The following is a 24896-nucleotide window of genomic DNA, read 5'->3' on the forward strand; positions in this document are numbered from 1 at the left end:
CCGTGAGTGTCCAGGAGGACAACGCCGTATGGCCAAAATTATCGCGTTCGACGAGGAGGCGCGCCGCGGTCTCGAGCGGGGCATGAACACCCTCGCCGACGCCGTCAAGGTGACGCTGGGCCCGAAGGGCCGCAACGTCGTGCTCGAGAAGAAGTGGGGTGCGCCCACCATCACCAACGATGGTGTGAGCATCGCCAAGGAGATCGAGCTCGAGGACCCGTACGAGAAGATCGGTGCCGAGCTGGTCAAGGAGGTCGCGAAGAAGACCGACGACGTCGCCGGTGACGGCACGACCACGGCGACCGTCCTGGCCCAGGCGCTGGTCCGCGAGGGTCTGCGCAACGTCGCGGCGGGCGCGAACCCGATGGCCCTGAAGCGGGGCATCGAGGCGGCCGTGGCGAACGTCGCGGAGGAACTCGCCAAGCTCGCCAAGGACGTGGAGACCAAGGAGCAGATCGCCTCCACCGCCTCCATCTCGGCCGCGGACCCGTCGGTCGGCGAGATCATCGCCGAGGCGATGGACAAGGTCGGCAAGGAAGGCGTCATCACCGTCGAGGAGAGCAACACCTTCGGCCTGGAGCTGGAGCTCACCGAGGGTATGCGCTTCGACAAGGGCTACATCTCCGCGTACTTCATGACCGACCCGGAGCGCATGGAGGCCGTCTTCGACGAGCCGTACCTGCTGATCGCCAACAGCAAGATCTCGGCGGTCAAGGACCTGCTCCCGGTGCTGGAGAAGGTCATGCAGAGTGGCAAGCCGCTGGTGATCATCGCCGAGGATGTCGAGGGCGAGGCGCTGGCGACCCTGATCGTCAACAAGGTGCGCGGCACCTTCAAGTCGGTCGCGGTCAAGGCGCCGGGCTTCGGCGACCGCCGCAAGGCCATGCTGCAGGACATCGCGATCCTGACCGGTGGCCAGGTCATCAGCGAGGAGGTCGGCCTCAAGCTGGACGCCGTCGGCCTCGACATGCTGGGCAAGGCCCGCAAGGTGGTCATCACCCAGAACGAGACCACCATCGTCGACGGCTCCGGTGACGCCGACCAGATCCAGGGCCGGGTGAACCAGATCCGGGCCGAGATCGAGAAGAGCGACTCCGACTACGACCGCGAGAAGCTGCAGGAGCGGCTGGCCAAGCTGGCCGGCGGCGTCGCGGTCATCAAGGTCGGCGCGGCCACCGAGGTCGAGCTGAAGGAGCGCAAGCACCGCATCGAGGACGCGGTGCGCAACGCCCGGGCCGCCGTCGAGGAGGGCATCGTCCCCGGCGGTGGCGTGGCGCTGGTGCAGGCCGGCAAGACCGCGTTCGACAAGCTCGACCTGGCCGGCGACGAGGCCACCGGTGCCACGATCGTCAAGGTCGCGCTGGACGCGCCGCTGCGCCAGATCGCCGTGAACGCCGGCCTCGAGGGCGGCGTCGTGGTGGAGAAGGTCCGCGGCCTCGAGCCGGGGCACGGCCTCAACGCCGCGAACGGCGAGTACGTGGACCTGCTGGCCACGGGCATCATCGACCCGGCCAAGGTGACCCGGTCGGCGCTGCAGAACGCGGCCTCGATCGCGGCCCTGTTCCTCACCACGGAGGCCGTGGTGGCGGACAAGCCGGAGAAGGAGAAGGCCCCGGCCGGTGCGCCGGGCGGCGGGGACATGGACTTCTGATCCAACCCCTCCCAGGACGACCGAAGGGGCGGGCCGCGACGCGGTCCGCCCCTTCGCCTTCGCCCCGAACGTCAGCGCCGGAACCGGTCGCGCCGCTCGCCGTCGGTCCCGCCCCCGCGCTCGCCGCGCAGCTTCGCATCCAGCCGCTCGTCGATGTCCACGTCGTCCTCCCGGATGGCTTCCGCGGCGGCCTCGGCCACGCCCTCGTCGTCGAACCGGGACCGCTGCCTCGTCGGGGAATCGTCGACGCGTTCCTGCTTCGCCATGGCCCCTCCCTTCGAGGGTCACGCTAGGGTCCGCCGGGGCCGGCGCGGGGCGGAACGGGAGTATCGGCCGCGATGTCCCGCCTGCCGCCGTCCGGACTACCCTGACCGATCATGAGCACCGACCGCATCCGTGACCTGCTCGCCCGGGCACCCGTCCTGGACGGCCACAACGACCTGCCGTGGGCGCTGCGCACCCGCACCCGGTACCGCCGGGAGGAGGTCCCGGGGCTGCACACCGACCTGGCCCGGCTCGCGGCCGGCGGGGTGGGCGGACAGTTCTGGTCGGTGTTCGTCAGCCACCGGCTCGGCGACCACGCGGTCGCGGCCACCCTCGAACAGATCGACTTCGTGCGGCGCTGGGTCGCCACCCACCCGGACCGGCTGGTCCTGGCCACCACGGCGGACGAGGTCGAGGCGGCGCACCGGTCCGGGCGGCTGGCCAGCCTGATCGGGATGGAGGGCGGGCACAGCATCGCCGGGTCGCTCGGCGCGCTGCGGATGATGTACGAACTCGGCGCCCGGTACATGACGCTTACCCACATCCGCAACACACCCTGGGCCGACAGCGCCACCGACGCCCCCGCCGTGGGCGGGCTCTCCCCGTTCGGGCACGAGGTGGTCCGCGAGATGAACCGGCTCGGCATGCTCGTGGACCTGTCCCACGTGGCGCCCGCGACCATGCACGCCGCCCTGGACACGTCCACCGCGCCGGCGTTCTTCTCGCACTCCAGCGCCCGGGCGCTCTGCGACCACCCCCGTAACGTGCCCGACGACGTACTGCGGCGGGTCCGGGACAGCGGCGGCGTGGTCATGGTGACCTTCGTGCCCGGCTTCCTGACCGAGGCGTGCCGCTCCTGGATGGGCGAACTGGCCACCGAGGAGGAACGGCTGGTCGCCCGGTACCCGGAGGACAGCGCCGCCTACGCGACCGCGCAGGCGGCGTGGGTGGCCGCGAACCCGCGCCCGCCGTGCGGGGTCGCCGACGTGGCGGACCACGTGGAGCACGTCCGCGCGGTGGCCGGCGTGGACGCGGTCGGCCTGGGCGGCGACTTCGACGGCGTCGTCACCACACCGGACGGGCTGCCGGACGTCTCCGGGTACCCGGCGTTGCTCGCCGAACTGGCCGGGCGCGGCTGGTCCGACGCCGACCTGGCGGGGCTGACGTGGCACAACGCGGTGCGGGTGCTCCGCGAGTCGGAGGCCGCGGCGCGGGCAGCCCGGCCGCGGCGCGGTCCGTCCCTGGCCACCATGGACGACCCGTCACATCTGCTCTAGCTGCAGGCCCCGGGTTTCCCGCACGGAGCGGAGCACGAACAGCAGCGACAGGATCGCGAACGCCGTGAAGATCCCGTACGCCACCGGCAGCCCGGCCGAGGCCAGCGCCGGGAACGTGGCGGAGATCAGCCAGTTCGCCACCCAGTTGACGCCGGTCGCGACGGCGAGGGCGATCGCGCGGATCCGGTTCGGGAACATCTCGCCGAGCAGGACCCACATGACCGGTCCCCAGCTCACCGCGAACGACACCACGAACAGGTTGAACGCGATCAGCGCGATGCCGCCGGCCACCGGGCCGAGCCGGGTGGGCTGCCCCTCGACGTGCCCGCGGAAGGTGAGCGCCAGCACGAGCAGGGTCACCGCCATCCCGGTGGAGCCGGCCAGCAGCAGCGGGCGCCGCCCCACCCGGTCGATGAGCAGCACGGCGACCACCGTCGCGGCGAGGTTCAGCAACCCGGTGATGAAGCTGGTGAACAGCGCCTGGCCGGGCCGGAACCCGACGGTCTCCCAGACGGTGGTCGAGTAGTAGAACACCACGTTGATGCCGACGAGTTGCTGGAACGCGGCCAGCAGGATGCCGACCCAGATCACCGGTTGCAGGCCGAGCCGGGGACCGCGCAGTTCGCGCACGTCGTCCGACACCCGGTCGCCGCCACCCTGGCTCGACCGCCGGATCTGCTCGACGCGGGCATCCACGTCACCGCCCTCGAACCGGTCCAGGACCGCGCGCGCCTCGTTGTCGCGGCCCTGTTCCACCAGGTATCTGGGGGACTCCGGGATGCGGGTCGACAGGTACGCGAAGACCAGCCCCGGTATCGCCTCGAAGGCGTACAGCCAGCGCCAGCGGCCCGGGTTGTGCGGCAGCCCGGCGGCCTCGCTGATCACGAGGCTGATCAGCAGCGACAGCGCGATCCCGGCGACGATGGCCAGTTGCATCATCGTGCCGAGCCGGCCCCGCAGGTGGGCCGGGGCTATCTCCGCGATGTAGGCCGCCGCCATCACACTCGTCGCGCCGAACCCGAGCCCCTGGATCACCCGCCAGTAGGTCAGGGTCAGCGGCCCCAGCGCCAGCGCCGCGCCGATCGAACCGACCGCGAACAGCAGCCCGCCGAGCAGCATGACCCGCCGCCGCCCCACCCGGTCCGCGAACGGACCCGCGAACCAGGCGCCCACGGCGGCGCCGAGCAGCGCCGCGGCGATCACGAAACCGAGCGTCCCCGGGTGGATCGCGAAGGCTCTGCTGATCGCCGGCACGCTGCCGTTGACGACGCCGGTGTCGTACCCGAACAGGAAACCGCCGAGCGCCGCGGCCGCCGAGACGCGGACCACGTCCTGCACCGCCCGCGACATCTGCATGACCATGGGGGACTGGTTCCCGCGGTCCACCCGAATAGTCGGTTTACCGCCGCTTCCGCTGCGGGACGCGGATCGGCGCCGGCCGGCTCCACCGGGTCAACTAACCAACGGACATCGCCGCGCGGGTCGACGCGTCCGCATCCGGGATGCCGGCGCCGGTGATGTTCGCCGGGGTGCCGCAGGCGTCGGCCGGGTTACGCGAGCGGTAGGAGGGCCGGGCGGGCCGGGTGCTGTCCTGGATCAGCCGGCGGGTGCGGAACAGGTCCCCGATCAGCTCCGGGTTCTTCGACCAGAGCAGGGCCACCAGGCCGGCGACGTGCGGCGCGGCCATGGACGTGCCGCTCAGGGTGCCGTAGCCGCCGCCGGGGAGGGCGGAGAGCACCTGCGACCCGGGCGCGACCACGTCCGGCTTGCTGGCGCCCGGTACCGGCCCGCGACTGGAGAACGCGGCGACCGTGCCGCTCCGGTCGACGGCGCCCACGGTGAAGGCGTCCGGGTAGCCGGCCGGCGGTTCGGCGATGGAGCCGCAGTACGGTCCGGTGTTGCCGGCGGCGACGACGAAGAAGATGCCCGCGGCGGCGATCGCGTGGACCGCCGGCAGCAGCGCCTGCGCGTCGCACCCCTCGACCGTGGCGCAGCCCCACGAGTTGGTGAGCACGTGCGGTGCCCGCTCCGGGCGCCCGGCGGTGAACGGGTCGGCGCCGGGCGGGAACGGCGCCAGCATGAACTGGAGGCAGTCCAGATAACGCGCCGGGTTGCCGAGGTTGCGGGCGAGGTTGACGCAGCCGGTCCAGCGGGCGCCGGGCGCCACCCCCACGTTCGCGTGGCCGACCGCGCTGGCCAGCGTGTGCGTCCCGTGCCCGTTGACGTCCACCGGCGACCGGGTGCCGTTCCACGGGTCGTACCAGGAGTCCTGGCCGCCCCGGAAGCCGGCGGCGAGGGCGGGGTGCGCGCCGTCCACGCCCGAGTCGGAGCTGCCCACCACGATGCCCGCGCCGGTCGCGCCCGCCGCCCACGCCTGTGGTGCGCGCAGCAGGGTCAGGTTCCACATCGGGGACGTGGGCGGCGGGTCGTGGCCGCGCATCGGGGCCGGCGGCTCCGGCAGCGGGCGCGGGCGCTGGTCCAGGAGTACCCGGTCCACATCGGACCGGCGGCCCAGCAGCGTCCGCAGCACCGGGCCGCCGGCATGTACCTCGACGCCGTTGACCAGGTAGTACGGCGTGTACGGCAGGCGTAGACGGTCCAGTTCGGCGCGCAGCCCGGCCTGGGTGCGCCGGGCGTGCTCGGTCAGCCGCTGGTACACCTCGCGGGCGCGGGCGTCCCGGCCGGCCTGCCCGGTGCGGCCGCCCGCGGTGATGTCGCTCAGGTCCGCCTGCTCCCGCATCACCACGAACAGGCGCTCGCCGTGCAGGCCCGGCTGGCCCGCGGTCGCGTACACGGTGCCGCCGGCGAGCGCGACCACCACGGTCACGGCGGCGGCGATGCCGGTGCGGAAGCGGCGCCGGGCGAGCGCCAGCCCGTACACGAGCGCCACGAGGACCGCGAGCAGCAGCGACGCGAGAGCCGCTCCGCCGACCCAGACCGGCGTGTCGGCGCCGCCCGCGAGCAGCAGCGTGACCTCCTCCGGGTCGACGAAGGCGAGGGGACCGAACGCCACCACCCCGACGAGCCACCCGACCGGCGCGCTGGGCCACGGCGGTCGGGTGGCTTCCATCGCGGCATCCGAGCCGGCCGGAAGGTAGCCGGTCGCGGCGTCGTCGGTCGGGGCGCCGCCCGTCGCGGTGCCGCCGGAGCCGGCGCCCTGGCTAGCGGCGCCCTGGCTAGCGGTGTGCTGGCGAGCGGTGTCCTGGTGGGTGGCGAGGGGGTGCAGCGCGGCGGCGGCGAAGCCGAGCGGCGGCAGGACGAGCAGCGCCGCCAGGTGCGCGCCGGGGCCGCCCGTCCCGGCCGCGAGCGGGACCAGCGCGACGCCCGCCACCAGCCCGCCCAGCAGGATCAACCGCGCCCGGCCGCGCCGGTACGGCGCCCAGAGCCGCTCGTCGAGGACGCGCGCGGCGAGCCACCCGACCGAGGCGGCGGCGAGGGCGGCGAGCAGCGTCTCCGCCAGGCCGCCGAGCGCGCCGATCCACAGCCACGGCAGCAGCACGACCAGGCCGGCGGCGACCGCGAACCACCCGGCCGCCGATGCCGGCCGGCCCGCGTCGGCGGGTGCGCTGGCGCTGCGGGCGCTGCCGGGCCTGGTGCCGGCGCTGGGTTCGCTGTCGGCCGGTGCGTTGGCGCTGGGGCTGCTGTCGCTCTGGGCGTTGGGGGTGCGGGCGCTGGGGTGGTGGGCGTGGGCGCGGCCGCGGCGGGCCAGGAGGCTGGCCATGACGGCCGCGGTGGCGGCCAGACCGGCCAGGTACCACTCGTGCTGGACGGCCGGCACCGCCCGCCAGGCGCCGAGCAGCCCACCGGCCACCGCCGCGCACAGCCAGGCCCGCCCGGCCGCCCGGACCGCCGACGAGCGCGGTACCGAGGCGAGCAGCGCCGCCGGCGCGCCGGCCAGCACGGCCGGGATGGCCGCGACGAACAGCCACTGCGTGCTCGGGTGGGGCAGGCCGGAGACCAGCCGGGCCTGCTCGACGAACCAGCCGGCGACCTGGGTGACCACGGTCACTCCGACCACCCACAGCGCCACGAAGACTGTGGCCACGACCGCGCCGGCGCCGCCGCGCGGTGTCGCCTCGACGGCTGGGCGGCTCATCCCCGCACAGTAGTGGTTACCGTATGGGGGTGCGTGACCCAGCGGTTTCCCGGTACACCGCCGGGCAGCTATCGCCGGTCCGGCGCGCCGCCGACCTGCGCCGGCTGCGCGGTGAGCGGTTCGACGTGCTCGTCATCGGTGGTGGCGTCACCGGGGCCGGCGCGGCCCTGGACGCCGCGTCCCGGGGGCTGAAGGTCGCCCTGATCGAGGCGCGCGATCTGGCGGCCGGCACGTCCAGCAGGTCCAGCAAGCTCATCCACGGCGGCCTGCGGTACCTGGAGCAGCTGGAGTTCTCCCTGGTGCACGAGGCGCTGACCGAGCGGGGTCTGCTGGCCACCCGGCTGGCGCCGCACCTGGTCCGCCCGGTGCCGTTCCTGGTACCGCTGGCGGCGGCGCCGATGCCCGCGCGGGCCTGGCACCGGCTGTACTACGGCGCCGGCGTCGCCGCGTACGACGCCTTCGCGGGTGTGTTCGGCGGTCGGCGGGGCATGCCCACGCACCGGCACCTGAGCCGGCACGGCGCCCGCCGGCTGTTCCCCAGCCTCCGGGCCGACACGCTCGCCGGGGCCATCGAGTACTACGACGGCCAGGTCGACGACGCCCGGCTCGTGGTGACCCTGGCCCGCACGGCGGCCAGCCTCGGCGCCGCCGTGGTGACCAGCGCCCGGGTCGTCGGCCTCACCCGCCAGGCGCGCGAGGTGACCGGCGTCCGGGTCCGGGACATGGAGGCCCGGCCGGGTGACCCGGACGCCGAGTTCGAGGTGAAGGCGCGCACGGTGATCGCGGCGACCGGCGTGTGGAGCAACGACATCTCCGCGCTGCTCGGCGACAAGGGCGGCCGGCCCGGCCTGCGGGTGCGCGCCTCCAAGGGGGTGCACCTGGTGGTGCCCCGGTCGGCGATCACCGGCGAGGTCGGGCTCATCCTGCGCACGCCCAGCTCGGTGCTGTTCGTGATCCCCTGGGGCGGGCACTGGATCATCGGCACCACCGACACCGACTGGCGCCTCGACCGGGCCCACCCGGCGGCCTCGGCCAGCGACATCGCGTACCTGCTGGCCCAGGTCAACACCGTGCTGGACCGGCCGCTGAGCACGGACGACATCGAGGGCGTCTACGCCGGCCTGCGCCCGCTGCTGTCCGGCGAGCAGGAGACCACCTCGAAGCTGTCCCGCGAGCACGCCGTGGTCGAGCCGATGCTCGGGCTCATGCTCGTCGCGGGCGGCAAGTACACGACATACCGGGTGATGGCGGCGGACGTGGTGGACCGGGCCGCCCGCCGGCTGGGCGGCGGGGTGCCGCCCTCGCGTACCGGGCAGTTGCCGCTGCTGGGCGCGGACGGGTACGCGGCCGCCTGGCGGGACCGCGCCGACCTGGCCCGCCGGCACGGCGTCTCCGGCGGCGCGGTGGAGCACCTGCTGGAGCGGTACGGCACGCTGACCGTGCACCTGCTGGAGATGATGCGCGCCGACCCGAGCCTGGCGCTCGCCGTCACCGGGGCGCCCGAGTACCTGGCGGTGGAACTGGCCTACGCGGCCAGCGCCGAGGGCGCCCTGCACCTGGAGGACGTGCTGACCCGCCGCACCCGCATCTCCATCGAGACCGCGCACCGGGGCGCCGAGTCGGCTCGGCACGCGGCCGAGGTGCTGGGCAAGGTGCTCGGCTGGGACGCGGCCACCCGCGACCGCGAGGTGCAGCACTACCTGGCCCGGGTGGCCGCGGAGCGGGAGTCGCAACGGATGCCGGACGACCTCACCGCCGACGCCGCCCGCCTCGGTGCCCCCGACGTGCGCGGCTTCGCCACCGACCCCGCCGCCGCCTGACACCCCGGCACCGCGCGGGGTGCGTGCGGTGGCGCGTGGGCGCCGCTACAGGATCTTGCCCGGGTTCAGCAGGTTCGCCGGGTCCAGCGCCTGCTTGATCGCGTGCTGCACGCGCATGCCGACCGGTCCGACCTCGCGGGCCAGCCACTCGCGCTTGAGCAGCCCCACGCCGTGCTCGCCGGTGCAGGTGCCGCCGAGGTCCAGGCCGAGCCGCATGATCGCGTCGAACGCGCGCCGGCCCCGCTCCAGGCTGGCCGGGTCGGCGCGGTCCACCACGATGTTCGGGTGCATGTTGCCGTCGCCGGCGTGGCCGACCACGCCGATCGCCACGCCGTGCTCGGCGGCGATCCGGTCCACGCCGTCGAGCAGTTCCGCCAGGCGGGCGCGGGGCACGGCCACGTCGTCGATGATCAGGCCGCCGTTGCCGCCGGGGAACGACTCCAGCGCCAGCTTCTCCATCGCGGGGTGGGCCAGGCGCCGTGCCTCCAGCAGCGCCGCCGCCTCGGTCACGTCGGTCGCGGCGAACACCTCGTCGGCGCCGGAGCGCTCGCACAGCGCCGCGATCGCCGCCAGGTCATCCGCCGCGCGGGTACCGGTGTCCGCCGCGGCCAGCAGCAGCGCCCGGGCGTCCGTGCGCAGCCCCATCGGCCGGTACGCCTCGATGGCGGCGAGGTGGGTGGCGTCCAGCAGTTCGAGCAGGCTGGGGCTGAGCCCCTCGCCGGCGATGGCGGCGACGGCCGCGCCGGCGGCGGCCGTGGTCGGGAAGACGGCGACCGCGGTGAGCGCCGCCTCGGCCGGCGGGCGGAGCGCCACGGTGACCTCGGTGATGATCCCGAGGGTGCCCTCCGAGCCGACGAACAGCCGGGTCAGGTCGTAACCGGCGACCCCCTTCGCGGTGCGCCGGCCGGTGCGCAGCACCTCGCCGGTCGCCAGCACGACCTCCAGGCCGAGCACGTACTCGGTGGTCACGCCGTACTTCACGCAGCACATGCCGCCGGCGTTGGTGGCGACGTTGCCGCCGATCGTGCAGGACTCCCAGGAGCCGGGGTCCGGCGGGTAGCGCAGGCCCTCGGCGGCGACCGCCTTGGCCAGGACGGCGTTGACCACGCCGGGCTGCACCACGGCGGTCCGGTTCACCGGGTCGATGGCGAGGATCCGGTCCATGCCGGTCATGGCGATGACAACGCAGCCCTCCACGGCGTTCGCCGCGCCGGCCAGCCCGGTACGGGCACCCTGCGGCACCACGGGGACGCCGTGCCCGGCCGCGACCCGCACCGCCGTGGCGACCTCCGCCGTGCTGCGCGGCCGGACCACGGCGACCGGCGTGCCGGCCGGGACCAGGTCCGCCTCGTCCCGGCGGTACCCGGCGAGCAGGTCGGGGTCGGTCAGCACGGTGCCCTCGGGGAGGGCAGCGGCGAGCGCGGTGGCGATCGTCATGGGTCAGAACCTAACCGCCGGTTACCCTGGCCACCATGCTGTATGTCGATCCGCCGGCCTGGCCCGCCCGCGGCCGGCTGTGGTCGCACCTGATCAGTGACGTGTCGCTGACGGAACTGCACGCGTTCGCGGAGCTGCTCGGCGCGCCCCGGCGCGGGTTCGAGCGGGACCACTACGACATCCCGGCGGAGCGGTTCCCGGCGGCCGTGTGGCTGGGCGCCACGGTGGTGCCGACCCGGGAGATCGCCCGCCGGCTCCGCGCCGCCGGCCTGCGCCGCCCGAAGCACCTGGCACGCCCCGTCGCCGGTGGTGCGACGGGCGCCCGTCAGCCCGACCCGGCCAGCGTGGCCAGTTCCCGCTCGATGTTGTCCCGCGCGGCGCCCTCCCAGGCCGCGTGCAGATCGGGCAGCCGGTAGAGGGCGGGCAGGTCGAGCAGGCGGCGCAGCACGGCCGCCCGGCCCGTCCGGTACGCCTCCGGCGGCACGTGCGCGTATTCGCGCCGGATCGCCGCCGCGTACCGGTCGTACGCGGCCGGCTCGGCGGCCAGGATCGACAGGTCGGCGTCGCAGAGCAGCGCGCCGCCGGTGTCGCCGGGCGCGGCGGCGTGACCGGCGGTGAGCAGGACCAGGCGGCGCACCTCGGCCACCACCCGCACCGGCACGCCCAGCCGGGCGAGCAGGTGCCCGGCGAGCGCGGCGCTCGCCCGCTCGTTGGCGTCGCCCGCCGCTGCCGGGTCGTACACGGCGTCGTGGCACCAGGCGGCGAGCCGGACCGCGTCCGGGTCCGGGGCCGCTGCCGCGTGCCGGTCCACTATGGCCAGCACGGCGGCCAGGTGCGCGGTGTCGTGGTAGTGCCGGTGCGGCTCCGCCCACCGGTCGAGCAGGGACTGCCCGGCGACCGCGAGGGTCACCTCCGGGGCGGTCGCACCCGCGCCCGCGGTCGCGGCCAGCCACCCACCGATCATGCCGCCATGATCTCCCGGAGGGCGGCGATCAGCCGGTCGACGTGCTCGGCCGTGCTGCCGAGGCCGATGCTGGCCCGGATGGCGCTGGCCGGCGCCGCGGGCCAACCGGCGCGCGCCGCCGCCTCGTCGAGCAGCCGCCGGGCGAGCGGGTGCGCGCAGAACAGCCCGTCCCGCACGCCGATGCCGTGGTCGCGGGCCAGCGCGGCGGTCACCTCGGCGGCGTCCCGGCCGGCGGGCGCCGTCGCCCCGGCTGCGGCCCTTCCGCCCGCGGTCTTCCCGGGCGCGGTCTTCGGGGGCGCTGTCTTCCCGGGTGCCGTTGTGGCGGGCGCCAGCGCGAACGAGACAATGCCCACGCGCTGCGCGCCGGCGTCGAACTGCCGCAGTTCCGCCACGCCCTCGATGGCCGCCAGCCCGGCGCGGAGCCGGCTGAGCAGCGCCTGCTCGTGAGCGTGCAGGGCCGCCCGGTCGGCCGCCGCGAGGGTCTCGCAGACCGCACCGAGCGCCACCGCGCCGAGCAGGTTCGGGGTGCCGGCCTCGTGGCGGGCCGGCCCGCCGGCCCAGCGCACGTCGTGGGTCGCGGCGCCGACGTGGCGGGTCGCGCCCCCGCCGGCCAGGTACGGCTCGGCCGCGTCCAGCCAGTCGGAGCGGCCGGCGAGCACCCCGGCGCCGAACGGTGCGTACAGCTTGTGACCGGAGAGGGCGACGTAGTCGGCGCCGAGATCCCCCAGGTGGACCGGGGCGTGCGGGGCCAGTTGGGCGGCGTCCAGGGCCAGCCGGGCGCCGTGCCGGTGGGCCACCGCGGCCAGGTCGGCGACCGGGTACAACTCGCCGGTCACGTTGCCGGCGCCGGTCACCGCCACCAGCAGCGGGCGGGACGGGTCCGCGCCGCGGCGCAGTTCCCGCAGGGCCGCCGCCAGGGAGCGGAGCGCGGCGTCGGGCGACGAGGGCACCGGCAGGCGCACCGGGTTCGGCCAGGGGAGCAGGTTGGCGTGGTGCTCCCCGGCGAACGTGACCACGCCGGTACCGGCGGGCAGCGCGCGGGCCAGCAGGTTCAGCGCGTCGGTGGTGTTCCGGGTGAAGATCACCTCGTGCTCGGCGGTGCAGCCGAGGAAGTCCCCGACCGCCTGCCGGGCCCGCTCGTACGCCAGCGTGCAGCGCCGCGACAGCGCCCCCGCGCCCCGGTGCACGCTCGCGTACCAGGGCAGCAGTTCGGCCACGGCGTCGGCGGCGGCGGTCGCGCACGGCGCGCTGGCCGCGTAATCCAGGTTGATCTCGCCGGGGATGCCGAGCACGGTCGGCGGCTCGGGCCGGGCGACCACCGTGGTGGCAGGACCGGTGGGGTGGCTGAGAGGGGTGGTCAACGGACACCTCCGGGTCGGCGCTTGCCCGTGCCACCGCGGCGCGGGCCCGGTCCTCACCCGGGGCACCCCATCGCGACCGAAGGGTTGCCGGCCAGCAAGCCGGGGCTTCACGCTGGCGCTCGTGACCTGCCGACAGCATAGCGGCCAGGGACCGACGCACGGGGCCGCCCCTGACTAGGCTGACCGCATGACCGAGCCGGTTCCGGTGCCGCAGCAGGAGTCCCGACCGCGCAGGAACGTGGGGCGGACCATCGGGTTCGCGGCGTTCGTGGTGGTGATCACCCTCTCCGCGATCACCCTGCTGCTGTACCTCGGCTTCAACATCGGCTGGCAGGCGCTGGTGATCGGCCTGGTCGCCGCGGTGCTGCCGGTACCGGTGCTGGTCACCTGCTACCTCTGGCTGGACCGGTACGGCCCGGAGCCGGCCGGGTTCCTGGCACTGACGTTCTTCTGGGGGGCGTGCGTCGCCACCGGGGCGGCGCTGGCCGTCAACACCGGCGCCGCCTACCTGTTCGACCGGTTCGGCTGGTCGGAGAACTTCGTCGCGGTCGGCGTGGCGCCGGTGATCGAGGAGACGATGAAGGCCCTCGGCCCGGCGCTGCTGCTGGTGTTCTTCCGCCGCCGGGAGGTCAGCGGCATCACCGACGGCCTGGTCTACTGCGGCCTGTCCGCGGTCGGCTTCGCCATGGTGGAGAACATCCTGTACCTGGGCGGCCACGGCTACGCCACCGGCGTGGAGAAGTACGGCCCGGCCAGCGGCGCGCAGAGCCTCGTTGTGATCTTCATCGGCCGGATCCTGCTCACCGGCTTCGCGCACCCGCTGTTCACCTCGATGACCGGCATCGGGCTCGGCATCGCGCTGCGCTCGCCCCGGCGCTCCGTGCAGATCTTCGCGCCGATCGGTGGGCTGCTGCTGGCGATGCTGCTGCACGCCACCTGGAACCTCATGCCGACCCTGTCCGCCATCACCGGCGAGGGCCTGTTCTTCCTGTACGGGTTCATCGGGCTGATGGTGCCGGTGTTCCTGGGCATGATCGGGCTGGCGATCTGGGTGCGGGCCCGGGAGGGGCGGCTCACCGAGCGGATGCTGCCCCGGTACGTCCGGCTCGGCTGGTTCTCACCGCCCGAGGTGGCGGCGCTGGGTAGCCTGGCCCGCCGGCACTCCGCCCGCAGGTGGGCCCGCCGGGTCGCCGGGGAGCCCGGTCTGCGCGCCATGCGGCACTACCAGACCGCCGCGACCCGCCTCGCCGTGCTCCGCGACGGCCTCGAACGCGGCCTGGACCGGAACCCGGCCGAGTTGGCCCGGATCGGCACCGAGGAACGCACCCTGCTGGCGGGCATCGCCGCCAGCCGCGCGGCGTTCGTCGGCCGCGACCCGGCCGCCCCGAACGCGCTGTGGGACGGCACCCAATACCACATCACATTCCCCGACGGCAGCCGCCGCAGCATGCCGCCGCCCGCGGAGCCGGTCGTGCCGATCCCGGTGCCGCTGCCGCCCGCGCCGCCCCCACCGCCGCCGTACCCGATGGCCTACAGGTAGAGGCCGGTCGCCTCGGCCTCCACCCGCCGCGCGGCGACCGCGTGCAGGTCCCGCTCCCGCAGCAGCACGTATTCACGGCCGTGTAGCTCCACCTCGGAGCGGTCGTCCGGGTCGAAGAGCACCCGGTCACCGGCCACGATGGACCGCACGTTCGGCCCGACGCCGACCGCGGTCGCCCAGGACAGGCGGCGCCCCACCGAGGCGGTGGCCGGGATCACAATGCCCGCCGTGGAGCGGCGCTCGCCCTCGGGCCCCTCCACCCGAACCAGGACACGGTCGTGCAGCAGCCGGATCGGCAGCCCGGCCTCGACGGAAGCTTCGGCGGTCACCGGCAGACCGTACCTCCCGCCGCCGGCGGCCGTGCGGGCAGGGAAACTCGGGGACGATTCAGGGCCGGAGTCGGCGGGTGCCGGGCGGCCCCGGCCGCTACGGTGGGGGAACGTTCACACCGAGTGCCGAGGGGGTGCGGTTGAACCGGTTGGAGCAGATGCGGGCGAACTTCCGCCGGGCGGTGCAGGGCGCGCGCGTCCGCACGGCCGTCCGGGAGGCGCGGGCGGAGCTAGCCGAGGGCGACGCCCCGGCGGGCGATGTCCGCTCCGACTTCGTCGTGACCGAACCGCCCCAGGTGGTGATGCAGGAGTCGACCGTCAGCCGGGACGACGCCGACGTGCCGCACGGGCTGCGCATCGCCGCCGCGTGGGCCTGGCGGATCATCCTCCTCGGCCTGCTCGGCTGGGCGATCATCCGGGTGGTCGGGCAGCTCCAGCTGGTGGTCGTGCCGCTGACCATCGCGCTGCTGCTTTCCGCCCTGCTGGCCCCCGCGGTGGGTGTGCTGTTCCGGGCCCGGGTGCCCCGGTCGTTGGCCACCGCCGTGGTCCTGGTGGGCGGCATCGCCGCCGTGGTGGCCACGCTCACCCTGGTGATCAATCAGCTCATCGCCGGCGTGCCGGACCTGTCCAGCAACACCACCAAGGGCATCCGACAGATCCAGGACTGGCTGCGCAACGGCCCCCTGCACATGTCCGACAACCAACTCGACGGCGCGGTCACCGCCGCCCAGAGGTGGCTGGACGAGCACACCGAGTCGCTGACCAGCGGCGCGGTCTCCACCGCCGCCACGGTGTTCGAGGTGCTCACCGGGGCGCTGCTCGTGCTGTTCGCGACGTTCTTCTTCCTCCGCGACGGCAAGCGCATCTGGTCCTTCATCGTCACGTTGCTGCCCCGCGGGGCGCGCGAGCACGTCCACGTCGCCGGCTACGCCTCCTGGGTGACCCTCGGGTCGTACGTGCGCGCCACGGTCCTGGTGGCGTTCATCGACGCGGTCGGCATCGGCCTGGCCCTGGTGATCCTCCGGGTGCCGTTCGCCTTCCCGCTCGCCGCGCTCGTCTTCATCGGCGCGTTCATCCCGATCGTCGGGGCCACGGTCTCGGGCGTGGTCGCGGTGCTGATCGCGCTGGTGGGCAAGGGCTGGGTCACCGCGCTGATGGTGCTCCTCGCCGTGATCGCGGTGCAGCAGTTGGAGGGGCACGTCCTCCAGCCGATCATCATGGGCCGGGCCGTGGCGATCCACCCGCTGGCGGTGATCGTGGCGATCACGACCGGTGTGGTGCTGGCCGGGATCGTCGGCGCGCTGGTGGCCGTCCCGCTGGTGGCGGTGCTCAACACGGGCGTGCGCCGTCTTGCGGCCCGCGCCGGCGCCGCCAAGCCGCCACCCGATCCGGTGGTCGCCGCCGCCGAGCCGCCCGGCTAGACCGCTCGGTCAGGCGGCGCGCAGGCGGGTGAGGGCGCCGAGGGCGACCTCGCGGCGCGTCGTGTACCAGAACGGCGGCAGCGACTGGCGCAGGAACGCCCCGTACCCGCGCGCCGTCTCCAGCCGCGAATCCAGCACCGCCACGACCCCGCGGTCCCCCTGCGAGCGGATGAGCCGGCCGGCCCCCTGGGCCAGCCGGACCGCCGCGATCGGCACGCTGACCGAGGCGAAGCCGGAGCCGCCGGCCACGTCCACGGCGGCGGCCCGGGCGGCGGCCAGCGGCTCGTCCGGGCGGGGGAACGGCAGCCGGTCGATGACCACGAGTTGGCAGGCCTCACCCGGCACGTCCACCCCCTGCCAGAGCGACATGACGCCGAGCAGGCAGCTGGACCGCTCCTCCCGGAACCGGCGGACCAGCAGCGGCAGCGCCTCCTCACCCTGGAGCAGCACGGGCAGGTCGGCCCGCGCCCGGAGCAGGTCCGCCGCCTGCTGCGCCGCCCGCCGGGACGAGAACAGCCCCAGCGTGGCGCCGCCCAGCGCGGTGACCAGGGTCAGCAGCTCCTCGGCGGCGGCCTCGGAGAGCCCCGACGCGGTCGGCCGGGGCAGGTGCGCCGCCACGTACAGGATGCCCTGGCGGGCGTAGTCGAACGGCGAGCCCACGTCGAGGGAATCCCAGTCCGGGCCCTGGGTGGTGGGCTCCGCCCCGCTGTCGCCGCCCGCGGGCGCCTCCAGCAGCCCCAGTGACCGGGCAACCGTGTCGAAGCGCCCGCCCAGCGCCAGCGTGGCCGACGTGGCGACGACCGTGCGTTCGGTGTACAGGTGGGTGGCGAGCGTGCCGGCCACGGACAGCGGCGCCACCACGAGCGCCTGCCGGCCGCCCGCGCCGTGGGTCGGCTTCTCCACCCAGGCCACGTCGGAGTCGTTGCCGGCCAGCAGCCGCTGGGAGGTCTTGGACAGCTCGTCCACCACCGCCTTGGCCTGCTGCTTGCGGACCGCCTCCGGGTCGTCGGCCTTGATCTCGCCGATCTGGGTGAGCGCCTGCCGGGTGGCGGCGTCGAGCAGCCGGCACGGCTCCGCCAGCGGCGCCGGCAGGCCGGTCACCAGCCGCCCGGGCGGCGCCCCGGCCAGCCCGACGGTGAGCGCGTCGCCCGCCTCCATGAGCGCCTCGTAGGACTCCCCCTCGATGAGCGTGCGGGCCCGCCGGGCCGCCCGCTCGATCAGCTCCGGGACCAGCTCCGCCTGCGACGCGGACGAGACCCGGTCGGCCAGCTCGTGCGCCTCGTCCACCACCAGCAGCTTGTGCGGCGGGACGATGTGCCGCCCGGCGAGCATGTCCACCGCGAGCAGGCTGTGGTTGGTGACGACGATGTCCGCCTCGCGGGCCCGGGCGCGGGACGCCTCGGCGAAGCACTCCGCGCCGTACGGGCACTTCTGCGCGCCCACGCACTCCCGCGCGGGCATCGAGACCAGCCGCCACGCCTGGTCGTCCACGCCCGGGTCCAGCTCGTCCCGGTCGCCGGTATCGGACTCGAGCGCCCACTCGCGCAGCCGCTGCAACTGCTTGCCGAGCCGGCCCGCCTCGCCCAGCCAGCGGACCCCGCCCGCCGGGCGCTGCGCCACCTCGAACAGGCCATCCTCCGGCTCATCCTCCGCGGTGGCCTCCAGCCGGGCCAGACACAGGTAGTGGTGCCGCCCCTTCAGGACGGCGAACGTCGGCCGCCGGCCGAGCAGCGGCTCCGCCGCGTCCGCCAGCCGGGGCAGGTCGTGGTCGACGAGCTGGGACTGCAGCGCCAGCGTGGCCGTGGAGACCACCACCGGACCGTCCACGGTGAGCGAGGGCGCCAGGTACGCCAGGGACTTGCCGGTGCCGGTGCCCGCCTGCACGAGCAGGTGCCGGTGCTCGGCCACCGCCCGGTCGATCGCCGCCGACATGGCCTGCTGGCCGGGGCGCCCGACCCCGCCGGGGACCGCGCCGACCGCCGCCGCGAGCAGATCATCGGTACCGGGGCTACCGGTGCGGGACCGGCGCGGGGCCGGCGGTGCGGCGGGGACGGCAGGGGCGGCGGTCACCCAGCGACCGTACCCGTCCCCGCCGCCCGGGTGCTGGTTATCCACACCCTACGAGTTTGTCCACAGGTGGAGTGGCAGCCCGCGCGATGACCCCGGGTGACTGGTTAGAGTGCGGGAATGTCGAGCGACGTCGTGCGGGTCCAGTACCGCAAGTACGACGGGGCGCAGCACCGGGATTATCCGGCGCGGCGCCTGTCCACCGATGAGGTGGGCACCTGGCTCGGCGTCCCCGCCGGCACCGCCTCCGTGTACCACGGCCGGCCGTCGGTGGAGAAGATCCCGTTCGTGCTGCTGGTCCCGCACGACGCGTGGTGGACCGCCATGTTCAACCCGCCGCCGCGCACCAGCGAGGTGTACTGCGACATCGCCACGCCGGCCCGCTGGCTGGGCGAGGAGGAGGTCCACCTCGTCGACCTGGATCTGGACGTGGTGCGCCGGCGGAACACCGGCCTGGTCCAGTTGCTGGACGAGGACGAGTTCGAGGAGCACCGGGGCCTGTTCGGGTACCCGCCCGAGCTGGTCCTGGCGGCGCACGCCGCGGCGAAGTGGCTGTTCGCCGCGCTGGGCGACGGCACGCAGCCGTTCGCCTCGCAGTACCGGCAGTGGCTGGCCACCGTCGCCCCCGCCTGAGCCGGCCCGCCCCCGCCTGAGCCGGCCCGCCCCCGCCGAGCCAGCCTGGCCCCGCCTGGGCCAGCCCGGGCCCGGCCGAGCCACCAGGCCACGGTCGAGAGGCTGCGGCCCCGAGTCGCCGGGCCGCGCTCTGAGGCACCGGCCGCGGGCGGGTCCGAAGAAGCCCACGAGGCCCGGTCGGGCGGGCTGCGGGACCGGGCTCAGGCGGGCGGCCAGGGGGCTGCGGGATCGGGCCGGGGCACCCGCGTCAGCTTGCCGGGGTTGAGCTGGTCGTAGATGGCCGTGATCCGGCCGTCGGCGACGGCGAAGGCCAGCACCATGCGCTGCTCGGAGCCGTCCGGGTAGCGGGCGTCGGCGATGAAGCCCAGCGCGCCGTTGACCAGGGCGAGCTCCGCGTGCACCTCCGCGAGCTGGGTGCCGGCCAGCCGGAACAGCCCCTGGACGAGCGCCGCCACCCGGTCCGGGCCGGTGAGGATCTTGCGGGCGGCCGGCGCGAGGCCGCCGCCGTCGCCGACCATCACGACGTCCGGGGCGAGCACGGCGAGCAGGCCGGTCAGGTCCCCGGATTCGGCCGCCGCCACGAACGCCCGCAGCACCCGGCGCTGCTCGGCCAGGTCGGCGGTGTGCCGGGCCCGCCCCGCCGCGACCGCCCGGCGGGCCCGGGTGGCGAGCTGGCGGGCCGCCGCGGGGGTGCTGCCGAGCGCGGTAGCGATCTCCTCGAACGGCACCGCGAACACGTCGTGCAGCACGAACGCGACCCGCTGCTCGGGGGTGAGCCGCTCCAGCACGACCAGCAGGGCCAGGCCCACCTCGTCGGCGCGGGCCGCCCGCTCGCCCGGGTCGGGCGCCCCGCCCGGCAGCCGGGTGACCAACGGCTCCGGCAGCCACGGCCCGACGTACGCCGCCCGGCGGACGCGGGCCGAGCGCAACTGGTCCAGGCAGATGCGGGCGGTGGTGGTGGTCAGCCAGCCGCTCAGGTCGCGGATCTCGTCGCGGTCGGCGCCCGCGTAGCGCAGCCAGGCCTCCTGCACGGCGTCCTCCGCCTCGCCCCGGCTGCCCAGCATCCGGTACGCGACGGCCATCAGGTGGTCGCGCTCCGCCTCGAACTCGTCGCCCACCGGGCCATTCTGGCGTCCGCGCACCGGCGGCGGAACCGAGGTCGACGGGTGATGATCCCCTCATGCTCTCGGGTGCGCCGCTGTGCGCCGGGCGGACGGGAATATCGGGCGAACCAGCTTCGTCGTGGCTACCGAACGTCGCCCCTCCATCACGGCAAACTCATGTCCGGTAAACGCTGCATGAACTGAAGATGAACGTCACCCAACCGGGGGTACTCGCCTGTGAGCGGGTACGGGCCGTTACCTAGCATTCGCCTGGTCCCGTCCCCTCGTCGACACCGAGGTCACCGTGAAGTTTTCGTTCCGCCCCGTCGAGGGGGCATTCTTCGAGCTGTTCACCCGGGCGGCGCAGAACCTCGTCCGAGGCACCGAACTGCTCACGGAACTCGCGCTGCCCGGTGCCGATGTGCAGGCGGTCAGCGAGCGCCTGGTCGAGGTGGAGCACGACAGCGACTCGATCACCCACGAGATCTTCAAGAAGATCAACTCGACCTTCATCACGCCGTTCGACCGGGAGGACATATACCGGCTCGGCTCGCTGCTCGACGACGTGATGGACCACCTCGAAGGCGTCGGCAGCCTGGTCTACCTCTACGGGCTGACCAAGCTCCCCGCCCTCCCCCGGGAGATGCACGAACTGGTCGACGTGCTCGACCAGCAGGCCAAGCTGACCGCCGAGGCGATGCCCCGGCTGCGCTCGCTCAAGGACCTCAGCGACTACTGGGTAGAGATCAATCGATTGGAGAACGACGGCGACCGGGCGTACCGGATGCTGCTGGTCCGGCTCTTCTCCGGCGAGTACGACGCGCTCACCGTGCTGAAGATGAAGGAGGTCGCGGACGAGCTGGAGGCCGCCTGCGACGCCTTCGAGCACGTCTCGAACGCGGTCGAGACGATCGCTGTCAAGGAGTCCTGACAGCGTGAGCGTCACCACCTTCGCCGCGCTCGCGGTGATCCTCGCCGCGATGGCGTTCGACTACACCAACGGCTTCCACGATGCCGCGAACGCGATCGCCACCAGCGTCTCCACCCGGGCGTTGACCCCGCGCACCGCGCTGGCCATGGCGGCCCTCGGCAACTTCGTGGGCACCCACTTCGGCGAGCAGGTGGCCAGGACGGTCGGCAGCGGCCTGGTCAGCCTCCCCACCGGCCTGGCCAGCCTCGGCGTGGTCTTCTCCGGCGTGCTCGGCGCGATCGGCTGGAATCTGCTCACCTGGTACTTCGGGATCCCGTCCTCGTCCTCGCACGCGCTGTTCGGCGGCCTGGTCGGCGCCACCCTGTTCGCCAACGGCGGCACGGTGCTCTGGCACGGCATTCTCGACAAGGTCATCATCCCGATGGTGCTCTCGCCGATCGTCGGCTTCCTGCTCGGCGGCCTCGTGATGATCGCTGTCATGTGGATCTTTCGGCGGGGCAACCCGAGCAGGCTCAACCGCGGCTTCCGCTGGGCGCAGACCGCGTCGGCCGCCGCCATGTCCGTCGGCCACGGCATGCAGGACGCCGCCAAGACCATGGGCATCATCGTCCTGGCGCTCTACACCGGCGGCCTGCAGAGCAGCAATACCCACATCCCGTGGTGGGTGTTCTGGACCTCGGCCGCCGTCCTCGCCGCCGGCACCTACGCCGGTGGCTGGCGCATCATCCGGACCCTCGGCCGGAAGGTCATCGACCTGGACCCGCCGCAGGGCTTCGCGGCCGAGGCGGTGGCCAGCAGCGTGCTCTACTTCAACGCCCTGGTCCTCGGCGCGCCCATCTCCACCACGCACACGATCACGTCCGCGATCATGGGCGTGGGCGCCACCCGCAAGATGGCCGCGGTGCGCTGGGGGGTGGCCGGCAACATCGTCATGGCCTGGATCCTGACGTTCCCCGGCGCCGGCGTCCTCGCCATCATCACCTACTTCTTCCTCCGCCCCGTCTTCGCCTGACCAACCGCGCCGGAGGCGCACTTCGCGTCTCCGGATCCCGCAACCCACACCCCTGCAATCGGCCTCGTCGTCACCGGCGGTTGTTACGGCGGTGCGTCCCATGCCTCCAGGTGCGCGCCGCGCCGCGTCAACGCCTGGCGCACCTCTTTGAGTACAGCGGGGAAGTCGCGGCGGATCCTCCCCCGCGGCGCATACAGAACCAGCCACCCTCTGGAGGTCAGCAGCATCGTCGCGTGCATGGTGAGTTCAAGCGTGACCCGCTGCTCCGGCCACGCCATCTCCGCCACCACTTCCACGCCGGAGGAGTATCGCAGCGGGTAGCGCAACTGCGGCCGTGGGAGACCGGCCAGCATCAGCCGCGTACGCAGGCACGACACGAACTGGTCCACGGGGATGCCGTCGGCGATCTCGAACACGAGGCGAGCCTGCCGGCTGCCGCGCTTACGCTGATGCCTGGCGAGTACCTGGTCCAGGTCCCGGCGGGTCACGAACCCGCCACGAAGCATCGTGTCCACGATGGCCACCGCGTCAATGGTGGGCAGCCACGTCGCCACGTCCCAGGCGGTACGGGCCGGGGTGGTGTGCGGCGGGTCGCCGCCGGGCTGGACGTCGTCGGGGCTCAGTTGCGTGACGCGGACGCGGACCTGACGTTGCGCGCTGACCCGTCCCTCCTCCGGCGCGATGACATGCACCGGGTCACAGAACGAGGCAGCGTTCTCCACACCCAGCAACGCCGCCGCCGACGGTCCGGCGACCAGGGTGCCCGTCGGCAGACGCAGGGCGGCGGCCTGACACATCAGCTTGCGATCGCGGGGTAGGCGCGCGTCGGCGTACACGTTCTGCAGAAGCCGTATCCATGCCTGGCTTCGTAGTTGGTGCTCGGTCAGCAGGCCGGCGCGGACCGCGTCGCTGCCGTAGAACACCTGCCACTCAAGCGAGGGTGGACGGTGGGGATGTGGGGGCATCAAGGCTCCACGAATCGAAAGAGGGGATGGGAGCAGGGGATCAGGGCGCGGGAGGGCTGCACGGCGTCAGGTCACCGACGTGCCGCCACAGCCTCTGCCGGGTGTCCCAGATCAGCGGGCGGGCGCACCCGCAGGTATTCGGCCGCCGCCGGCTCGGCACGATCGTGGGGTGAGCCGTCACTGGCCGGTCGCCCGCCACCACGCACCCCGGGTCATCAACGGCGGGTCCATGTCCAACTGGCCCGGGGGCGGGTTCACGGTGGGGTACCGCCTGGTCGTCTGCTGCGACCACGACGGCTTCCGGTTCAGATGCTCGCGCATCAGCACCACGGCGCAGGGGAAGCCTTCCAGGCCACACGAGCAGACCCGGCGCCACGGCGCCCACCAGCGGCGTATCGGCTTGTGCATCATCGTGTCCTCCAGGGCGGCAACGGGATGCGGCGTGCTGGTACGGATGGGAGCCGAACCGGCGCACCGGTGTGCGTAAGAGTCCCGTCACACAGCGTCAGAGAACAGGGACAACGCGTCCCCCTTCACCGCCCTTGAGTGTCAAAAGAGGACAGCACGTCCTACCAACGCGAGCTTCAGCGCGCGTCCAACGACCGCACAAGATCTCGCAGCATTGGCGACAACCGCGTCTGCCGCTCCGCCAGATCGGCCACCAAGCTCCGCGCCGGGCCCTGGTGCCGAAACCACACCGGCGCCAGATCCTTTGCCTGATGCAGCACCTCACCGGCCTGCGAGTGTCGCCGCATATCCGCGTAAGCCTGCGCTACATCCACCAGGTGCCGCCCGTACTCGACCGTGAGCAGATCGGACCGGTCCACCCCGTCCGCCGCCGCCAGCGCCTTGTCAGGCTGGCCCAGCATCACCCGCGTGTGGGTGGTCTGCACTGCCAACTGCGTCGGCCCGAAGGTGATCTGGTACCCGCGGCGGTCGGAGCCGAGTCGGGCCGTACCAGCACGCGCCCACCCGATCAACTCATCAACGTCCTGTTGCGCCGCAGCCGCCGATGCCATCGCCGTGACCACCAGGCCACCCCACACGATGATGTGCTGCTGGGGCGCGCTGCCCATCCGCGGTTCTACCTGTTCGGCGATCCGGGTCGCAAGGGCAGCGGACTCGGCGGGGCGGCCCTGGTGCAGCATCACCCAGGCGAAGGTGCCGTAAAGGGTGGCCGACTGAAGTTCGTCCTCACCGCCCGCCGCTGCGGCGATGGCCCGTTCGGCGCCCACTGCGGCGAGGTCGTCGCGGCCGAGGTGGACGAGCAGGTCCGCCGCGATCTGGTACGTCTGCGCCAGGGCCGCCGTCGCCGCCCCGTTCGCGCTGGCGCTCACCCTCGCCTCGCCAAGCAGGGCCGGCAGGGTGCGGGCGAGCGCCACGAAGTTGCCGGACCAGTAGTCCCGCCACGCCGCGTCTACAGCCCGGGTCAGGGCGGGCAGTGGGGTTGCCTCGCCCGCGTCGTGCTGGGGGTCGATGCCGGGCAACAGGGTCGAGTCCTGCAATGCGTCGCGGAGCCCGAGGACCAAGCGGTCACCACCACCGTCGAGGCGTGGCCGCTTGTCGGTCAACTCGGAGAGGCTGACGTCCAAGGCGCTCGCGAGGGCGGTCATCGTGGTGAGGCGGGCGCTGGCCCGCTGGCCCTGTTCGAGCTTCTTCACCACGTCCACGGACACGTCGGCGTGCCGGGCAAGTTCTTCCTGCGTCATGCCGCGCTCGCTGCGTAGGCGGCGCAGGCGATCCCCCATCGTCGCTTCGGTGGGTAGGGCGGAGCGGGACATTGCCGGTCACCATCCCAGGTAGAGGACTGGGTGGTGGGGTGCCGTCCTCTACTCCGGCCCCCACCTGCGGTCAGCGTAGCTCCACATCGACATCCCCGATGGGATGCTGGATGGCACACCGTGGGGACAGCCACTTGTCACCAATTGATGTCACCGACTAAGGACGGAAGGTTGTGCGCGCATGGATCTAGGGCAGGAACGCGCCGCCGATGACCGGCCGGTGTGGTCGCGTCGGATTAGCCTC

The 24896-nt window shown here is 73.9% G+C and carries 21 protein-coding genes and 1 riboswitch; of the genes, 9 read left to right on the forward strand and 12 right to left on the reverse strand.

Annotated features, from left to right (window positions below; translation table 11 throughout):
• The first annotated feature begins 28 nt into the window (after positions 1 to 28).
• Positions 29 to 1651, forward strand: coding sequence for a chaperonin GroEL (gene groL, locus KJS59_RS21750; RefSeq protein ID WP_213454806.1), 1623 nt, complete (start codon positions 29 to 31; stop codon positions 1649 to 1651).
• Positions 1652 to 1722: 71 nt separating this feature from the next.
• Here the strand turns inward: groL and KJS59_RS21755 are convergent, their stop codons facing one another.
• Positions 1723 to 1917 (reverse strand): hypothetical protein, encoded by a 195-nt coding sequence (locus KJS59_RS21755; protein ID WP_213454807.1) that lies wholly within the window; start codon positions 1915 to 1917, stop codon positions 1723 to 1725.
• Between the two features lie 111 nt (positions 1918 to 2028).
• On the opposite strand from KJS59_RS21755, the gene KJS59_RS21760 reads away from it, so the two are divergent.
• On the forward strand, positions 2029 to 3192 hold the full coding sequence (locus KJS59_RS21760) for a dipeptidase (RefSeq protein WP_213454808.1): 1164 nt from the start codon (positions 2029 to 2031) through the stop codon (positions 3190 to 3192).
• Here KJS59_RS21760 and KJS59_RS21765 read toward each other — a convergent pair.
• Together KJS59_RS21765 and KJS59_RS21770 are read right to left on the reverse strand one after the other, a co-directional pair.
• Positions 3178 to 4554, reverse strand: a complete 1377-nt coding sequence (locus tag KJS59_RS21765; RefSeq protein WP_249714659.1) for a sugar porter family MFS transporter — start codon at positions 4552 to 4554, stop codon at positions 3178 to 3180. The genes KJS59_RS21760 and KJS59_RS21765 overlap by 15 nt on opposite strands.
• Before the next feature lie 94 nt (positions 4555 to 4648).
• Positions 4649 to 7288 carry a S8 family serine peptidase gene (locus tag KJS59_RS21770; protein ID WP_213454809.1) on the reverse strand — a complete coding sequence of 880 codons (2640 nt, stop codon included), beginning with the start codon at positions 7286 to 7288 and terminating at the stop codon, positions 4649 to 4651.
• 29 nt (positions 7289 to 7317) lie between these two features.
• Between KJS59_RS21770 and KJS59_RS21775 the strand changes: the two genes are divergently transcribed.
• Complete coding sequence (locus tag KJS59_RS21775) at positions 7318 to 9108, forward strand: glycerol-3-phosphate dehydrogenase/oxidase (RefSeq protein WP_213454810.1); 1791 nt, start codon at positions 7318 to 7320, stop codon at positions 9106 to 9108.
• Positions 9109 to 9153: 45 nt separating this feature from the next.
• Here KJS59_RS21775 and KJS59_RS21780 read toward each other — a convergent pair whose 3' ends face one another.
• On the reverse strand, positions 9154 to 10545 hold the full coding sequence (locus KJS59_RS21780) for an FAD-binding oxidoreductase (protein WP_213454811.1): 1392 nt from the start codon (positions 10543 to 10545) through the stop codon (positions 9154 to 9156).
• Positions 10546 to 10580: 35 nt separating this feature from the next.
• Here KJS59_RS21780 and KJS59_RS21785 point away from each other — a divergent pair, with 35 nt between their 5' ends.
• The gene (locus KJS59_RS21785) at positions 10581 to 10961 is read left to right on the forward strand and encodes a DUF4031 domain-containing protein (RefSeq protein WP_213454812.1); all 381 of its coding nucleotides are present in this window, start codon (positions 10581 to 10583) and stop codon (positions 10959 to 10961) included.
• Here the strand turns inward: KJS59_RS21785 and KJS59_RS21790 are convergent.
• On the reverse strand, positions 10871 to 11509 hold the full coding sequence (locus tag KJS59_RS21790) for an HD domain-containing protein (protein WP_213454813.1): 639 nt from the start codon (positions 11507 to 11509) through the stop codon (positions 10871 to 10873). The genes KJS59_RS21785 and KJS59_RS21790 overlap by 91 nt on opposite strands.
• Complete coding sequence (locus KJS59_RS21795) at positions 11506 to 12870, reverse strand: aminotransferase class V-fold PLP-dependent enzyme (RefSeq protein ID WP_376771234.1); 1365 nt, start codon at positions 12868 to 12870, stop codon at positions 11506 to 11508. Before KJS59_RS21795 ends, KJS59_RS21790 begins: the two co-directional genes overlap by 4 nt.
• A 12-nt stretch (positions 12871 to 12882) precedes the next feature.
• Positions 12883 to 12997: riboswitch (SAM riboswitch) on the reverse strand.
• Between the two features lie 60 nt (positions 12998 to 13057).
• Between KJS59_RS21795 and KJS59_RS21800 the strand changes: the two genes are divergently transcribed.
• On the forward strand, positions 13058 to 14410 hold the full coding sequence (locus KJS59_RS21800) for a PrsW family intramembrane metalloprotease (RefSeq protein WP_213454814.1): 1353 nt from the start codon (positions 13058 to 13060) through the stop codon (positions 14408 to 14410).
• Here KJS59_RS21800 and KJS59_RS21805 read toward each other — a convergent pair.
• Positions 14401 to 14739, reverse strand: a complete 339-nt coding sequence (locus KJS59_RS21805) for a GroES family chaperonin (protein WP_213454815.1) — start codon at positions 14737 to 14739, stop codon at positions 14401 to 14403. The two genes, KJS59_RS21800 and KJS59_RS21805, sit on opposite strands and share 10 nt — an antisense overlap.
• A gap of 158 nt (positions 14740 to 14897) precedes the next feature.
• Between KJS59_RS21805 and KJS59_RS21810 the strand changes: the two genes are divergently transcribed.
• Positions 14898 to 16160 carry an AI-2E family transporter gene (locus tag KJS59_RS21810; RefSeq protein WP_213454827.1) on the forward strand — a complete coding sequence of 421 codons (1263 nt, stop codon included), beginning with the start codon at positions 14898 to 14900 and terminating at the stop codon, positions 16158 to 16160.
• Between the two features lie 9 nt (positions 16161 to 16169).
• Here KJS59_RS21810 and KJS59_RS21815 read toward each other — a convergent pair whose 3' ends face one another.
• Positions 16170 to 18092 carry an ATP-dependent DNA helicase gene (locus KJS59_RS21815; protein ID WP_249714662.1) on the reverse strand — a complete coding sequence of 641 codons (1923 nt, stop codon included), beginning with the start codon at positions 18090 to 18092 and terminating at the stop codon, positions 16170 to 16172.
• 255 nt (positions 18093 to 18347) lie between these two features.
• Between KJS59_RS21815 and KJS59_RS21820 the strand changes: the two genes are divergently transcribed.
• A complete protein-coding gene (locus KJS59_RS21820; protein WP_213454817.1) occupies positions 18348 to 18860 on the forward strand; it encodes a DUF402 domain-containing protein in 513 nt (170 codons plus the stop codon).
• A 200-nt stretch (positions 18861 to 19060) separates the two neighbouring features.
• Here KJS59_RS21820 and sigJ read toward each other — a convergent pair whose 3' ends face one another.
• Positions 19061 to 19978, reverse strand: a complete 918-nt coding sequence (gene sigJ / locus KJS59_RS21825) for an RNA polymerase sigma factor SigJ (protein ID WP_213454818.1) — start codon at positions 19976 to 19978, stop codon at positions 19061 to 19063.
• A 289-nt stretch (positions 19979 to 20267) separates the two neighbouring features.
• Between sigJ and KJS59_RS21830 the strand changes: the two genes are divergently transcribed.
• The gene (locus KJS59_RS21830) at positions 20268 to 20894 is read left to right on the forward strand and encodes a DUF47 domain-containing protein (protein ID WP_213454819.1); all 627 of its coding nucleotides are present in this window, start codon (positions 20268 to 20270) and stop codon (positions 20892 to 20894) included.
• Between the two features lie 49 nt (positions 20895 to 20943).
• On the forward strand, positions 20944 to 21906 hold the full coding sequence (locus tag KJS59_RS21835; RefSeq protein WP_213454828.1) for an inorganic phosphate transporter: 963 nt from the start codon (positions 20944 to 20946) through the stop codon (positions 21904 to 21906).
• Between the two features lie 83 nt (positions 21907 to 21989).
• Here KJS59_RS21835 and KJS59_RS21840 read toward each other — a convergent pair whose 3' ends face one another.
• The 3 genes from KJS59_RS21840 to KJS59_RS21850 form a co-directional block, all read right to left on the reverse strand.
• A complete protein-coding gene (locus tag KJS59_RS21840; protein ID WP_213454820.1) occupies positions 21990 to 22871 on the reverse strand; it encodes a hypothetical protein in 882 nt (293 codons plus the stop codon).
• 177 nt (positions 22872 to 23048) lie between these two features.
• Entirely contained in the window at positions 23049 to 23279 is a 231-nt protein-coding gene (locus KJS59_RS21845) for a hypothetical protein (RefSeq protein WP_213454821.1), read from the reverse strand.
• 176 nt (positions 23280 to 23455) lie between these two features.
• Positions 23456 to 24652, reverse strand: coding sequence for a helix-turn-helix domain-containing protein (locus KJS59_RS21850; RefSeq protein WP_213454822.1), 1197 nt, complete (start codon positions 24650 to 24652; stop codon positions 23456 to 23458).
• Between the last annotated feature and the right edge of the window lie 244 nt (positions 24653 to 24896).

The organism is Rhizomonospora bruguierae (assembly GCF_018397995.1).
GTDB classification, from domain to species: domain Bacteria; phylum Actinomycetota; class Actinomycetes; order Mycobacteriales; family Micromonosporaceae; genus Rhizomonospora; species Rhizomonospora bruguierae.